10 protein-coding genes are annotated in these 15,517 nt (G+C 62.1%); 7 read left to right on the top strand and 3 right to left on the bottom strand.

All coding sequences use genetic code 11. The features are described from left to right. Positions 1-112: 112 nt before the first annotated feature. The gene (locus AC07VH_RS13825; RefSeq protein WP_034752308.1) at positions 113-604 is read right to left on the bottom strand and encodes a chemotaxis protein CheW; all 492 of its coding nucleotides are present in this window, start codon (positions 602-604) and stop codon (positions 113-115) included. 328 nt (positions 605-932) lie between these two features. Here AC07VH_RS13825 and AC07VH_RS13820 point away from each other — a divergent pair, with 328 nt between their 5' ends. The 4 genes from AC07VH_RS13820 (at position 933) to AC07VH_RS13805 (ending at position 4,768) form a co-directional block, all read left to right on the top strand. Beyond that, on the top strand, positions 933-1,583 hold the full coding sequence (locus AC07VH_RS13820) for an HD domain-containing protein (RefSeq protein ID WP_489627849.1): 651 nt from the start codon (positions 933-935) through the stop codon (positions 1,581-1,583). Positions 1,584-1,700: 117 nt separating this feature from the next. Further along, positions 1,701-2,981 carry a TCR/Tet family MFS transporter gene (locus AC07VH_RS13815; protein ID WP_475414264.1) on the top strand — a complete coding sequence of 427 codons (1,281 nt, stop codon included), beginning with the start codon at positions 1,701-1,703 and terminating at the stop codon, positions 2,979-2,981. Between the two features lie 100 nt (positions 2,982-3,081). Then, positions 3,082-3,903, top strand: coding sequence for a substrate-binding periplasmic protein (locus AC07VH_RS13810; protein ID WP_494789118.1), 822 nt, complete (start codon positions 3,082-3,084; stop codon positions 3,901-3,903). Positions 3,904-3,910: 7 nt separating this feature from the next. Then, positions 3,911-4,768 (top strand): EamA family transporter, encoded by an 858-nt coding sequence (locus tag AC07VH_RS13805; RefSeq protein ID WP_494789117.1) that lies wholly within the window; start codon positions 3,911-3,913, stop codon positions 4,766-4,768. Here the strand turns inward: AC07VH_RS13805 and AC07VH_RS13800 are convergent. Beyond that, the gene (locus tag AC07VH_RS13800; protein WP_494789116.1) at positions 4,765-6,708 is read right to left on the bottom strand and encodes a CocE/NonD family hydrolase; all 1,944 of its coding nucleotides are present in this window, start codon (positions 6,706-6,708) and stop codon (positions 4,765-4,767) included. The genes AC07VH_RS13805 and AC07VH_RS13800 overlap by 4 nt on opposite strands. A 316-nt stretch (positions 6,709-7,024) precedes the next feature. On the opposite strand from AC07VH_RS13800, the gene trpS reads away from it, so the two are divergent. From trpS to AC07VH_RS13785, 3 genes are all read left to right on the top strand, one after another. Beyond that, complete coding sequence (gene trpS / locus AC07VH_RS13795; RefSeq protein WP_494789115.1) at positions 7,025-8,101, top strand: tryptophan--tRNA ligase; 1,077 nt, start codon at positions 7,025-7,027, stop codon at positions 8,099-8,101. Between the two features lie 120 nt (positions 8,102-8,221). Then, positions 8,222-9,811, top strand: coding sequence for a pyridoxal-dependent decarboxylase (locus tag AC07VH_RS13790; RefSeq protein ID WP_494789114.1), 1,590 nt, complete (start codon positions 8,222-8,224; stop codon positions 9,809-9,811). 35 nt (positions 9,812-9,846) lie between these two features. Beyond that, on the top strand, positions 9,847-11,082 hold the full coding sequence (locus tag AC07VH_RS13785; RefSeq protein ID WP_494789113.1) for a voltage-gated chloride channel family protein: 1,236 nt from the start codon (positions 9,847-9,849) through the stop codon (positions 11,080-11,082). 9 nt (positions 11,083-11,091) lie between these two features. On the opposite strand, the gene AC07VH_RS13780 is transcribed toward AC07VH_RS13785, so the two are convergent. Then, a complete protein-coding gene (locus AC07VH_RS13780) occupies positions 11,092-15,315 on the bottom strand; it encodes a DUF3857 domain-containing protein (RefSeq protein ID WP_494789112.1) in 4,224 nt (1,407 codons plus the stop codon). Between the last annotated feature and the right edge of the window lie 202 nt (positions 15,316-15,517).

The raw sequence follows: 15,517 nt of genomic DNA, 5'->3' as shown, positions 1-15,517 counted from the left end.
GGCTGAACCGTGCGCCAGGAAAGGTGCTAGCGTGCACCTTGCAGAAAAAGCAAACAATGCTTGGGGTCAATTGTTTCCGACAAACTTGATCTAAATGACCTTCAGCAAGAACTTAGGCAGCAAGCTTCTCGATCAAGCCCATGTCGGCGCTGGACATCAGCTGGTCGATATCGACCAGGATCAGCATGCGTTCGTCGATGGTGCCCAGGCCGATCACGTATTCCGTATTGATCGAACGGCCCATGTCCGGCGCCGGCTTGATCTGTTCCGGCATCAGGGTGGTGACGTCGGAGACGCGGTCGACGACCATGCCGACGACGCGGTTGCCGATATTGAGGATGATGACGACGGTAAACTGGTCGTAGCTGGGCGTGCCCAGGTTGAACTTGATGCGCATGTCGACGATCGGCACGATGATGCCGCGCAGGTTGACCACGCCCTTGACGAACTCGGGCGCGTTGGCGATGCGGGTCGGCGTTTCATAGCTGCGGATTTCGCTGACTTTCTGGATGTCGATGCCATACTCTTCCTGGCCGAGGGTAAAGGCCAGGTATTCGGCAGCCTTGGCAACGGTGGCGCCAGTGTCGCTGGAATTGGTGTTCATGATGATCCTTTCGTTAACTCGCCTGTGGCGCAGACCGAGGCACGCTGCGCGCAACCTTGGACGTGACGCGCCATGCACGATGGAATGGCCGCCACTGCTATGTTTTTGCAAATACTTTCTCGCAATTAGCTTATGCTTCTAATTTCCGTGCGGCAATGTTACCCCATGTAAATTTTACATGCACTAAAAAAGAGCGGCCGTCTGATTTTGGCTTTTCAAAAATGCAATTTATGTGGCGAATACGGCACGCCGCAGCGTCACGCTCCCCGCCGCACGGGGCGGCGTTTTATGCCACACTGGCGGCCCCTGCTTTTTATGACTTTGAACCATGGATTCTTTGCTTTCTCAATGGCAGCCACGCCTGCTGGCGCTGGCCGCGGCCGGCCTGGGCGATGACGGCGCCCACGACATCAACCACCTGCACCGCGTCTGGCGCAACGCCAGCGTCCTGCTGCAGGAGCATGCGCAGGCCGACGCCCTCACCGTGATGGCCGCCTGCTATCTGCACGACCTCGTCAACCTGCCGAAAAACCACCCCGAGCGCCACCTGGCCTCGCGCCAGGCAGCCACCCTCGCTTGCCGCCAGCTGGCCGAACTGGACTTCCCGGCAGAAAAATTGGCTGGCGTGGCCCACGCCATCGAGACGCACAGTTTTTCCGCCAACTTGCCGCCGCACACGCTCGAAGCGCAGATCGTGCAGGATGCCGACCGCATCGACGCGCTGGGCGCCGTCGGACTGGCGCGCCTGTTCTATACGGCGGCGCGCATGGATAGCGCACTGGCGCACGGCACGGATCCGCTGGCCCGGCATCGCGAACTCGACGACAAGGCGTATGCGCTCGACCATATCGTCACCAAGCTCGACAAGCTGCCAGGCAAGATGCAGACGGCGGCCGGCCGCGCGCTGGCTGAACGGCGCCTGGCCGTGCTGACGGATTTCCGCGCCGCCTTTGCCGACGAATGGGGAGTTGCGCTCTGACATGGGTGGCGATAGCCAGTCTGGTCCACGCTGTCTATAATGCAAGCCTCAGCTATTGCGCCGCGCCAGCAGAAAACTGCAGCGCGCCGGCGCTTTGCCAACGCGCCGAAAGCATGCATGTCCGATAAAACCAGCCCCGACGGCCATTCCCCGTCCAACGACGCGCCCGCGCGCGCCGGCAACCTCAATTTCATCCTCGTCTGCGTCTTCATCGACATGCTGGGCATCGGCCTGGTGGTACCCGTACTGCCCATCCTGATCGGCGACTTTGTCGACGGCAAGGATGCGCAGGCGTTCTGGTACGGCATCATGGCGGCCGTCTTCGGCTTGCTGCAGTTCATCTTCATGCCCATGCTGGGCGCCATCAGCGACCGCGTGGGACGCCGTCCCGTGCTGCTGTACTCGATGGCCGGCATGGGCATCAATTTCCTCGCCACGGGCTGGGCGCCGAACCTGGCTTGCCTGTTCATCGGCCGCATCATCGGCGGCGTCTCGTCGGCCAGCATGTCGGTCGCGTCCGCCTACGCCTCCGATATTTCCACGCACGATAACCGCGCCAAGAGCTTCGGCAAGATCGGCGCCGCCTTCGGTCTGGGCTTCATCTGCGGCCCCATGCTGGGCGGCCTGCTGGGCGAGATCAACCTGCGCCTGCCGTTTTACGTGGCGGCCGGCCTGTCGGCGGCCAATTTCATCTATGGCTATTTCTGCGTGCCCGAATCGCTGCGGCCCGGTCCCCGCGCGCCCTTTACTTTGGCGCGCATCAATCCGTTCGCCGCCCTGATAAAACTGGTGCGCCGCGTGGAGATCCGCGGCCTGGTGCTGGCCTTCGGCCTGATGACGTTTGCACAAATGATGCTCAACACCACCTGGGTGCTGTACACGCATTTCCGCTTCGACTGGACGCCGCGCCAGAACGGCATCGCCATGTTCTGCGTGGGCCTGTGCGCGGCCGTCGTGCAGGCGGGCTTGCTGGGCATCCTCATCAAGCGTTTCGGTGAAGTGCGTTTGTCCTTGCTGGGCATGGCGTCTGGCGCCCTCACCTACCTGCTGTACGGCCTGGCCACGCAAGGCTGGATGATGTATGCGTTGATCCTGTGCAACCTGCTGGCCTTTGCCGCCGGCCCAGCACTGCAAGGCATCATCTCGAAATCATCGAACGCCGGCGAACAGGGCGAACTGATGGGCTCCCTGCAATCGATCAGCAGCCTGGGCATCATCATCATGCCTTTGCTCGGCAGCATGATCCTCGGCGAGGTGAGCCACTTGCCAGCACAGGACTGGCGCATCGGCAGCACCTTCTATCTGTGCGCCATCATGCAAACCCTGGGCATCGTGGTGGCCTGGCGCTACTTCCAGGCGCAGCGGCTGGCCAGACTTGTGGTTTCCACCACAAAGTAGTCAGCGGGATAATATTGCATTTGAGAAATAGATCGGCGAGAATGGGATAATCAAGCGGACGTTGCCGACGCCCGCGATTCGATGGTGAGCAAGGATGGGTATGACTGAATTTTATTCGAGCGCCTGGCGCCGGACCATGGCCATGCTGGCGCTGGCGCTGCCGGCCCTGGCGGGCGCGCAATGCTCGCGCGACATCCAGGTGCCCGTCTCGGCCATCGGCGCCAGCGTGGTGGTCAATGGCGCCGCCATCGGCGGCATCTACCCCGACTTGCTGCGCAGCATGGGCGCCAAGCTCGGCTGTAATTTCATCTTCACGGCCGTGCCCCGCGCGCGCCTGGAGGCGATGTTCGAGGCGGGCAAGGCCGATATGCTGATACCGGCCAGCAGCACGCCGCGGCGCGACCAGCACGGCCTGTTCATCCCCCTGATGGGCAGCCGTCCCCTGCTGATCTCGCTGCAAGGCACGCGCACGCCCATCAACACCATGCAGGAACTGATCGAGCGGCGCGACTTGCGCGTGGCGCTCGTGCGCGGCTACGACTATGGCGTGTCCTACCAGGCGCTGGCCAAGGAGCTGAGTAGCCAGGGCCGCCTGTTCTACGAAGTCGACGCGCTGTCCGTGGCGCGCCTGATGCAAAGCGGCTTCATCGACGCCACCATCATGAGTCCCACCATCCTCGCCGGCGTGGCGCAAAACGATGCGCGCGTGTACGGCCTGGCCGACCGCCTGCGCCTGGAAGCCTTGCCGGAATTGCCGTGGGGCATGAGCGGCGTCTACCTGTCGCGCAAGTCGCTGACGGCGGATGACCAGGCGGCCCTGCGCGAACTGCTGGAAAAAGCCAGCCGCTCGGGCACCCTGATGGAAGGCTTCCAGCGCCATCACCGCCAGGAACTGTTGTCGCAGAGCATACGCCCGCGCTAGGGCCTGCATGTCCGGTCTCGTCGTCGCCGTCGTCCTGTTTGCCGCCCTGCTGCATGCCAGCTGGAACGCCATCGTCAAGGCGGGCAAGGATACCTTCCTCACGACCGTGCTCGTCTCCGTGGGCGCGGCCCTGATCTCGCTGGCAATCCTGCCCTTCGTCGATGCTCCCGCGCCCGCCAGCTGGCCCTACTTGGCCGCCTCGGCCGTGGCGCAGCTCGCCTATTATTCTCTGCTGGCGGCCGCCTACCAGGCCGGCGACATGAGCCATGCCTACCCGCTGATGCGCGGCAGCGCGCCGCTGATCGTGGCGCTGGCCAGCTGGCCGCTGATCGGCGAGCGCCTGTCTTCCATGCAGATGGGCGCCATCGCCTGCATCTGCGCGGGCATCTTCGGCCTGTATGTTGCCGCGCGCCGGCCCGCCACGGCCATCGCCGCGAAAAACACGGGACGCGCCACCGCCTTTGCGCTGGGCAACGCCTGCGTCATCGCCAGCTATACCCTGATCGACGGCATCGGCGTGCGCCTGTCCGGCGCGCCGGCCGCCTACACCATGTGGATTTTTGTCTTGAACGGTACGGGACTGTTGCTGTGGACGGTGCTGCGCCGCCGCGCCGGCCTGCTGGCGTATGCGCAAACGCAATGGCATCTGGCCGCCTTTGGCGGTTTCGGCACCCTCGCTTCGTATGGCCTGGCCCTGTGGGCCATGACGCAGGCACCCGTGGCGGCCATCGCGGCCCTGCGCGAAACGTCGATCCTGTTCGCCATCGCCATTGCGGGCCTGTTTCTGCGCGAAAAGATCAGCCCCCGCCGCTATGTGGCCATCGGCCTGATCGCGGCGGGCGCCATCCTCATGCGAATCGCCTAGCGGGCGTCGAGCGGCGCGATCGGCAACTCGATCGCGCTGGCCGCCCCTGCCGCGTGGTACACGCGCTGCGTCGCCTTTCTATAATGGCCTGGGTCGGCCAGGAAGATGTTCGGCACGTAGTTTTGCGGGTTGCGGTCGTACAGGGGGAACCAGCTCGACTGCACTTGCACGGCAATGCGGTGACCGGGCAGGAAGACGTGATTCGCGTTCGGCAAGGCGAAGCGGTAGCGCTCCACTTTGCCCGCCGGTATCGGCGTCGGGTGCTCGAAGCTGTCGCGGTAACGCCCGCGGAAGATATCCATGGCCACGCCCAGCTGGTAGCCGCCCATGGCCGGCTGCGACGGCACTTCGTCTGGATACACGTCGATCAGTTTCACCACCCAGTCCGCATCCGTGCCGCTGGTGGCGGCGAACAGGTTGACCATCGGTGCGCCGGCGATGCGCACGGCCGTTTTCAACGGTTCCGAAACATAGCTGAGCACGTCCGTGCGGTCCGCATAGCCGCGCTGGTCGCTGACCAGCCATGGCTTCCACACGTCGGCATCGCTCAGGCGCACGGGACGGGGCACGAAAGGCACGGGCTTGGCCGGATCGGCCACGTATTCGTCGAACGCGCCTTCCGCCGCCTCCGCAGCGCCCGCTGGCGCCGCAAAGCCCAGCCTGGAACCGTCCTGCAGGTAGATCGGCGTCAGCTTCGTGTCGCAGGTCTCGCAAGCCAGCGGCCACTGCTGCAGGCGCTGCCACTGGTTGGTGCCGCTCTGGTAGGACACGACGGGCGCCGTGTTCGCTTCCGGCGCGCCATCCTTCAGGTATTGATTGAGGAATGGCTGCATGACTTTTTCGCGGAACTGGCGCGCCGTATCGCCGTCAAACTTCAGGACGCCCAGGCTGGAGCCTTCATAGTTGACGCCGCTATGGCGCCACGGGCCGATGGCCAGGTAATTGAGGTTGTTGTGCTTGTCGCGCCCTTCCATCGCCGTATAGGTGGCATAGGGGCCATAGATATCTTCCTGGTCCCACTGCCCCACCACGTGCATGGTGGGCACGATCAGCGGACGCTTGGCGAGGATTTTATCGAGCGCCTGTTCCTGCCAGTAACTGTCGTAGGCCGGATGCTCGAACAGCTTTTTCGTGTAGGTCAGCTTGTCGATGCCGAATTTCTTCGCGAAATCACCGGCCGAGCCGATGCGCAGATACGCGTCGTAATCGTCGTAGACGCCCAGCACGGGCGCCTCGCCGCTGCCGCGCACGCTCGTCTGCCATGCCAGGTAGGACAAGCTCGGCATGCGGAAGGCGCCGTTATGGAACCAGTCGTCGCCGCGCCAGCCATCGACCATGGCGCTCATGGGAATGGCCACCTTCAGCGCCGGATGCGGGTCGACCAGAGCCATCAGTACCGTATGCCCTTCGTACGAGGAACCGAGCATGCCCACCTTGCCATTGCTTTCCGGTACATTTTTCACCAGCCAATCGATGGTGTCCCATGCATCGGTCACGTTATCGACCTTGGTATTGTTCAGCGGGCCGCGCACGGGGCGCGTCATCACGTAATCGCCTTCCGAGCCATGCTTGCCGCGCACGTCCTGGAACACGCGGATGTAGCCGTTTTCCACCAGGGTATCGTCGCCCTGCGGCAAGGTGGCCAGCATGCTGGCGCTGGTGGCGCGCTGCGCGCGGCGGGCCGCGTTGTACGGCGTGCGCGTGAGCATGATCGGCGCCCGCTTGGCGTCTTTCGGCACGACGATCACCGTGTACAGCTTGACGCCGTCGCGCATGGGGATCATCACCACGCGCTTGACGTAATCATTCATATCGGGCAGCACCAGCCTGGCGCCGATATCGGGCGCCATCGGCGGCGTTTGCGCCAGCACGGGCGCGGCAAACAGGGAACTCATAACCAGGGCCAGGCCGGTGAGCCGGACGGGGGACGACACGCGCATACTGTTCTCCAATGATTCATGCCACGCAAAAGTGGCCGAACGGCAATAGTACCCGGAAAGCAAGTTCCGCAGTAGGCTAGCCTCTGACGCGGCGCAGCAGATATATGGGCACGCAACTTGACAGAACGCGCCCGAACTGCAACCATATCGCCATGAAATTTATCCCGTCACAACACGCCTGCTTGAATTGGTGGTCCCGCTCACTTTCGCGCGGCCACTCTATAGTGATGTGAATTTGATCCACGCCGCCTCGATCGGTGGCGTAACAGGCTCAGCCTGGATCATCCCCGATGCAGGCGGCTCAAAAGGAAACTTGATGAGCTTGCCTAACACCCCCGATACCCCCGACACCGACAACGCCCCGGCAGCACCGCTGTCCGCCGCCGCCATCGCGTCGCAATCCGTGATCCTGACGGGCGACCGCCCCACCGGCCCCCTGCACTTGGGCCACTACGTGGGCAGCCTGCGCGACCGCGTCGCCTACCAGAACAGCTACAAGCAATTCATCATGCTGGCCGACGCGCAGGCGCTGACGGACAATATGGACGACATCGACAAGGTGCACCGCAACGTCGTCGAAGTGGCGCTCGACTACCTGGCCGTCGGCATCGACCCGAGCAAGACCACGGTCTTCATCCAGTCGCAGATCCCGGAACTGGCCGAGCTGACCTTTTACTACCTGAACATCGTCACCGTGGCGCGCCTCGAGCGCAATCCCACCGTCAAGGAAGAAATCCGCCTGCGCGGCTTCGAACGCGACATTCCGGCCGGTTTCCTGACCTACCCGGCCAGCCAGGCGGCCGACATCACGGCCTTCAAGGCGGGCGTGGTGCCTGTGGGCGAAGACCAGATCCCCATGATCGAGCAAACGAATGAAATCGTGCGCCGCTTCAACCGCATGTACAACCGTGAAGTGCTGATGGAATGCAAGGCGCTGGTGCCGGACATCGGCCGCCTGCCCGGCATCGACGGCAAGGCGAAGATGAGCAAGTCGCTGGGCAACACCATCAACCTGGGCGCCACCCCGGCCGAAATCACGGCCGCCGTGAAAAAAGTCTACACGGACCCGCTGCACCTGCGCGTGGAAGACCCGGGCCACCTGGAAGGCAACATCGCGTTTACCTACCTGGACGCGTTCGATCCGGAAAAAGCGGCGCTGGCCGAAATGAAAGCCCATTACGTGCGCGGCGGCCTGGGCGACAGCATCGTCAAGAAACGCCTGGAAGTGGTCTTGCAGGAAATGCTGGCGCCGATCCGCGCCCGCCGCGAAGAGTTCGCCAAAGACAAGGGCCAGGTCATACAGATGTTGAAAGAAGGCACCTTCAAGGCGCGCGAAGTGGCGGCCCGCACGGCCGATGAAGTCAAGTCGGCGCTGGGCCTGAATTACTTCTAATTACCATTTGCAAATAGCAAACTGATGCGCCCAGGCGGAGTCGGGTAAAATCCCGCTTCCGCCTGGGCGCAATTCGTTTGTCACCGTGGCACCAGCAATCCGTAGAAAAGACAACGCGCCATGACCGAGACCCCTATCGAACAGCTGCTGCGGCAGCATTTTTCCATCGATGCGCTGCAGCAGGCACCCGCGCCCTTGCAGCAGGCCCTGCGCATGCTGGGCGGCTGGCTGGCGGCCGAACGCGCCGAACCGTATCCGCACACGCCGTATGCGGAACTGCTGACGCAGCTGTCCGACATCAGCCCGCCCGCGCACGGCATGCCCGTGGCCGATTTCCTGCAGGAGCTGGACGCCACCGTGCTGGCCAATACGGCCCAGCTGAACCATCCGCAATACATCGGCCACATGACGCAGGCCTTGCCTTGGATCAGCGTGCTGGCCGAAGCGTTTACGGCCACCCTGAACCAGAACCAGGTCAAGATCGAGACGGCGTATGTGTCGACCCTGATCGAAAAGCAGATCCTGGGCTGGCTGCACCACCAGGTGTACCAGCAGCCGGACGCCGTCTACGCGCAGGCCATGGCCGCCACCAGCGGCGCGCTGGGCAATGTCGTCAATGGCGGCACCATGGGCAACCTGACGGCGCTGGCCGTGGCGCTGGAAAAACAGTTGCCCGGCACGCGCAAGCGCGGTTTGTTTGCCGTCATGCAGGAGTCCGGCTACGTGGGACTGGCCGTGATCGGTTCGGCCCGCAGCCATTATTCCGTGAAAAAGGCGCTGGCGACCCTGGGCCTCGGCGAAAACGCCCTGCACCTGGTGGCCGTCGACCGCGACAACCGCATCGACGTCGCCGCGCTGGAAGCGACGATTGCCGACTTAAAGTCGCGCAAGATCAAGGTCGTCGCCATGATCGGCATCGCCGGCACGACGGAAACGGGCGCCATCGACCCGCTGGCCGCCATGGCCGCCATTGCCGCGCGGGAAAACATCTGGTTCCACGTGGATGCGGCCTGGGGCGGGGCCCTGCTGATCGCGGAACAGTACCGCGCCCTGTACGACGGCATCGCCCTGGCCGACTCCGTCGTCATCGACGGGCATAAATTGCTGTGGGTGCCGATGGCGCAAAGCATGGTGCTGTTCAAGGATAGCGCCAGCCTGAACCTGTTGAAGCACAACGCCAACTACATCCTGCGCGACAACTCGGGCGACCTGGGCCAGACCTCGCTGGAAGGCTCGCGCCGCTTCGATGCCTTGAAACTGTGGACCTCATTCAAGGTGCTGGGCGTGTCCGGCTACACGGCCCTGCTGCAGCAGGCGGCCGCCCTGTCCGGCCAGTTGCAGGACTTGCTGGCAGACCAGCAGGATTTCGAACTCGTCACGCGCTCCGACACCTTCATTCTCACCTACCGCTACGTGCCCGCGCCCTTGCGCCAGCGCATGGAGACAATGCTGGCCGGCGGACAGGTCGAGGCGGCCACCGAGCTGAACAAGCAGCTGAACACCTTGAACGCCAAGCTGCAAAACCGCCAAAAGGCCGAAGGCCACAGCTTCGTCTCGCGCACGGTGCTCGAATCGACGCGCTACCCTGGCCCGACGAATGTATTGCGCGTGGTCATGACGAATGTCAAGACGCGCCCTCACCACCTGCGCGCCATCCTGGCCGAACAGCGGGCCATCGGCCAGGCGCTGGTGGCGGAACTGGGCCTGTAAGAAACACCCACCCATCGCCCATGACTGGATGACCGATGCACCGCCTGAGCGCCCTCACCGATCTGTTACAGCATCTGTTGAAATGGCTGCTGCTGGCCTTTGTCGTGGCCGTCCTGGCCGGGTCGGCCTCGGCCGGCTTCCTGTTCGCCCTCGACTGGGCCACGCGCACGCGCCTGGCGCACGCCTGGCTGATCTGGCTGCTGCCCATGGCGGGCTTTGCCGTCGGCTGGCTGTATCTGCGCTACGGCAGCAGCGTCGAGGGCGGCGCGAATCTGCTCATCGATGAAATCCACGATCCGAAAAAAATCATCCCGCTGCGCATGGCGCCGCTGGTGCTGGGCGGCACCGTCATCTCGCATCTGTTCGGCGCTTCCGTCGGGCGCGAAGGCACGGCCGTGCAGATGGGCGGCGCGCTGGCCGACCAACTCACGCGCCTGTTTCGCCTGAACAATGAAGACCGACGCATCATCCTGATGGCCGGCATCAGCGCCGGCTTCGCCTCCGTCTTCGGCACGCCGCTGGCGGGCGCCATCTTCGGCCTGGAAGTGCTGGCCATCGGCCGCTTGCGCTATGAAGCCATGCTGCCCTGCCTGGCCGCCGCCGTCATCGCCGACCAGGTGGGCTTGCTGTGGGGCGTCCAGCACACGCATTACGCCATGCCATTGATCCCCGCCCTCTCCGCCTGGACTTTATCCGCCATGGTGATCGCGGGCGTGCTGTTCGGCGTGACAGGTAAAATGTTTGCGCAAGCCACGCACGGCTTGAGCGCACTGATGAAGCGCTGGATCGGCTACGCCCCGCTGCGCCCGCTGGCGGGCGGCGTCGCCGTCGCCGTCGCCGTGTGGCTGCTGGGCACCGACAAATATATCGGCCTGGGCATCCCCACCATCGTCGACGCGCTCAAGGAGCCGCTGCCCGCATACGATTTCCTCGGCAAGATGGCGTTCACCATCGTCTCGCTGGGCACCGGCTTCAAGGGCGGCGAAGTGACGCCATTGTTCTTCATCGGCGCGGCCCTGGGCAATGCGCTGGGGCCGCTGCTGCACCAACCCGTCACTCTGCTGGCCGCCATCGGCTTTGTCGCCGTCTTCGCCGGTGCCGCCAACACGCCGATCGCCTCGACCCTGATGGCCATGGAACTGTTCGGCGCCGAGATCGGCGTGTACGCGGCCATCGCCTGCGTCGTGGCCTACCTGTTTTCCGGCCACGCGGGCATTTACCGGGCGCAGCGGGGCGGACATGCCAAGCGGCAGCCGCCAGACCAACAATAACGAGCTGACTTAAAGACTGCCCGGAGCCGGCAAGGCACTGCCCTGCTTCCAGCCAAGCGCAAACGCATCCGCTGCGGCAACCTTCTCAGCATTGACCTTTGTCGACAAGGGCATGCACACTTCTGCAGAATATCTTGTCCCTGCATGCACGGCGAGCTTGCAATATGTATAGGCAAGCACCGGGTCCAGCTGTACCCCCAAGCCTTTTTCATACAGAGAGGAAAGACTGATCAGCGAGGTAGCAAATCCTTTTTGCGCTGCCTGGCGATACAAGCCGAACGCCTTGGCATAATCCTGCGGCACGCCGTGGCCTGTTTTATACAGGTCAGCCAGGTTATTCATGGCAAAAAGATTTCCATCATCCGCCGCCTTCTGGTACAAGCTGGCAGCCACAGTGAAGTTCTTGCCCAGGCCACCTTTGCCAAAGTGATACATGGCGCCCAGGCGACTCTGCGCATCACTGTCGCCCAGGTCGGCGCCCGCCTGCAGATAATCACGCGCCCGGACCTCATCGACCGGCATGTCTTTCTCGTACAGATAGATATCTACCAAGTCCCAGTACGCAGCCTTTCTTAACTCAATATACGCCGCCTTTCCCTTATCTTCGCCGGCCTGTTGCAACAGCGCGATCGCCTTCGGCAGATTTCTCTCCGCACCCTTGCCATCCCTGTACATCCGGCCCAGATAGAGGCTGCCATACCCATCGCCAGCATCCGCAAGCTGCGTATACAGCTTAAATGCCATTCCCAAATCTTGTGTCACACCCAGGCCACGTTCGTACATGAAAGCCACTCTTAGCCTGCCCCGGGAATTACCCTTACTCTCCAGCAACTGGTATAGGCTGAAAGCCTTGGTCTTGTCTTCCGTTACTCCCAAGCCATCATCGTAAATATTCGCCAGCGCCAATATGCCATCCTCATTCTCGCGCGTGGCAGAACGCTTGGCCCAGCGCAATGCCTTTGGTTCGTTCAACTTTATATTCGACCGCATGTAAAACGCAGCAAGCTTGGCCTGTGCGCCGGCATGGTTCCGCTCAGCCCCCTGACGGTAGTAGAAAACAGCCTTATCCAAATCCTTTTCCACCCCATCTCCATACTCATAGGCCTGCCCCAAGTTAAACGAAGCGTGGCGACTGCCCAATTCCGCCGCCGTCGCATACCATTTTGCCGCCATGACAAAGTCCACCGGAAGGCCTTGACCATTGCCATACATATTACCCAGTGAATTCATGCCGCCCTGAGAGCCATTTCCTGCCGCAAGCTCGAACCAATGCTTGGCCTGCTGGTAATCCTGGGGAATATATTTGCCGGCCTCATAAAGCATGCCCATTTCATGCTGGGATGCGGCGCAACCCGCTTCGGCGCTGGCACGCCACTTCACGATGGCCGTCGCAAAATCGCCACGATTGAAAGCGGCGTTGCCTAAATGATGGTTCTCATCATCAGGCATAAGCCTGTCGAGTTCCCGCTCTGCCTGACCATACAGAGGAGAGCTACGCAAGCCGTCCACGCCATACCACAGGAAAGCGCGGCGAGCCGCCAGCGTGTCGTTTGCCAGCAAGCGCTGCTGGCCGATATAAAACCAGGCGTCGTTCAAGGCCAGATCGCGCTGGTCTTCAGGAAAAGTTGCTATCAGCTTCAGCAAGGCATCGGCACTGAGTACGCCAAGCTGCATGGCCAGCAGGGGACGCGGCCAGATGCCATCAGGAATTTCCCGGGCCAGCCGTACCAACTCATCGGGCACGGGTTTGCCCGCCCTTTGCGCCAGGACAATCTCATCGGCCAAGCTCAGTCCCGCGCTGAGATTGTTGCCTGCCACACCGCGCGCTGCGCGATACGCGGCCATGGTCGCCATGCCGCCGGCGTCGTCGCCTGCATAGGCTTGCGCCCACGCCAGGTCGCGGCGATAGGGGCTCGCGTCCTGCAATGCGGCGCTTCGATAAAATGCAACGCTTTCCGCAAAACGCCCCTTCGCAAAGGAAAGGCGCGCCAGGCACAGCGTTCCGCCCGGCACTTTTTCTTTCTTCAAGCTTTGTTCCATTTGCCGCAGCGTGCCCTCGACATCGGAGTCCAGCAGATCGCGCAGTCGGTACGCGCTGAGCAGCACATCGCACGCCTTGTCCAGATTGGCCGGCGTCGCCTTGACGACATCGACCTTCTGCACCAAGGCATGAACATCGGCCACAATCTGCAAAGCGTCCAGTTCGCGCATGGACAGCGACATGGCGACAACTTCGGGCTTGCTGACGATTTCCTTATTGATGCGGAAAGTTGCCGAAATATAGGGCGCCAACAATTTCGACTGGGCCTGCAGCTCGGGCACGTCGGCGGCCTGGACCACGGGCTGCTTGACGCGGTAGTCCAGCATATAGTCGAGGACATTGCCTTTCAGGGTCAATTCGTCGCGCACCGTGAAGAAGGGATTATCGATCGACTTGACGCCGGGTGCCTGGTCGGCGCGCACGCCATCGGGCCACTGGATTTGCAAACGGTAGCGCGCAGCATACCGGCCCCTGGGCAGCGCCAGCGGATAGCTGCGGACGATTTTCTTGGGCAAGCCCAGGCTACCGTCGACGATATGGCTTTCATAGTCGATGACATAACCATCGTCGTTCTGGCGCACCGGCTTGGGCAGCTTGTAGCGCCCCACCATGGCAAAGACATTCGCCTCGCGGTCGTCCTCGACACGCGGAGGTTCGAGCAGGGTTAAGCCCGGATACAGGCTCTCGTAACGTTCCAGCATACTCTTGCTGAACTCGACGCTGGACAGCTTGGGAATGCCGGCGCGCATCGCCTCGGCATAGCCGCCGCGGTAGGTCTCCCGCGCTTCCAGCACGGCGTCGCCATCGAAACTGCCGATGCTGATACGGTCCAGGTGTTCGTATTCTGGCCCTACATCGCTCCGCTCAGGCAGCAGCGTCAAGCCTTGCGTTGCGGGGTCGACAATCAGGCCGGAAGCGCCGACGAATACCGTCGTCAGCTTCTCCAGAGGCAGCTTCTGCCCGTTGGCGGTCGGGTCGACGTAATAATCGCGGCCATCGAGGTGCATTTGCACGATCACATGATCGAACCAGGAGGGTGAAGCGATGATCTTCGTCATTGCCTTGGGCGCCTGGGCATTGAGCAAGACCAGACGGGCGCGTATGCCCAACTGGTTGAGCAAACTGACCAGCAAGTAGCTCTTGTCCTTGCAATCCCCATATCGGAGCTTGAGCACGGTATCAGGTGCTTGCGGACGATGCGAATTCTCGCCGATGGAGACACTGAAATAGCGGATTTCATCCTGCACCCAGCGCAAGGCAGCGCTCGCCTGTGCGGCGGGCGTCGCTTCCTTGCGCAATTGCGCAGCCACCGCCTGCAAAGCGGCACTGGCCGGAGCCGGCGGAAACAGACTGTTGGCCCAAACGGCGACGCTGTTCCAGTCACGGTGTTCACTCAGCTGCAGCGAACGCCCCGGCTGATACTCGCTCGGGGTGGACTCCTCCGACTCCACTGCCTCCAGCGAGTGCTGCTCAAATCGCAGCGTCTCGATATCGCCCTGACGCGAAATGACGGGCGTCAACGGCGCCCCCTGGAAATCGCCCAGCTGGCGCCAATACAGAGACCTGTCTTGTCGATGGAACACCGTCAGGCTACGGCGTTCCAGCGGCAGGCCCGTATCCCAGGAGAAGTCACCGGACCACTGCTTGCCGAAGACAGGATTACTGCCTTCTACGCTATAGGTAGTCCACAAGGTGTCACCCACGCGCACGTCGTCGAGCAAAAGTTGCAAGGTGACGGCGCCCCCATACATGCCCGCATCGATACGGGTTTCCCGCTCAAGCAGGCGCGTGCTGACGGTCGCCGTGCGATCCATGACTTGGCCGCCGCGCAGAATGGCCACGCGGTGCAGACGCAGTTTCTGATATGCGGGGAAATAGTCGATACCAAACTGGCCTATCACCCCCAGTACGGATTGCTCATTGACTTGAATGGCACGGTTCAGCAACACCGCGTGGTTGTCGCCTACCCAGGCTTGAGTTTCCGCCAGGCGAATGACCACAGGATCCTTGCGTGCAGTGGCCGGGATATCCAGCAAAGGCGCGGCCCATTTTGGCAATACCGAGCCACGGCTGAATGTGTTTTTTGGTGAGGACTGTGCTTTCTTGGCGGCGGAAAGCAATTGCCCTGCGCTTGCGGACTCAATGGTTGCCAATGCCAGGGTGCAGGCGAATACGGATAAAAGAATACGCATATAGAGTCGATGAGATATAAGATAACGTCCAGCCACCCAGGTATCTGGACAAGCGCCCCTATCCGCTTTTACTCGGGCAGAATAAAAAAGCATGAATTTTTATTGTAATTTGGAAATTAACAAAAAATCAAACTTTAAATAAGTGGACATCATCAATAAGTGCCCTGCCGCCGGCAAGCGATAGCCCAACGCGCGATTTTTC

This window comes from Janthinobacterium sp. GW821-FHT03C10, from assembly GCF_059420865.1.
The sequence above is the reverse complement of the archived record's forward strand: the minus strand, read 5'-3'. Positions and strand labels throughout refer to the sequence as shown.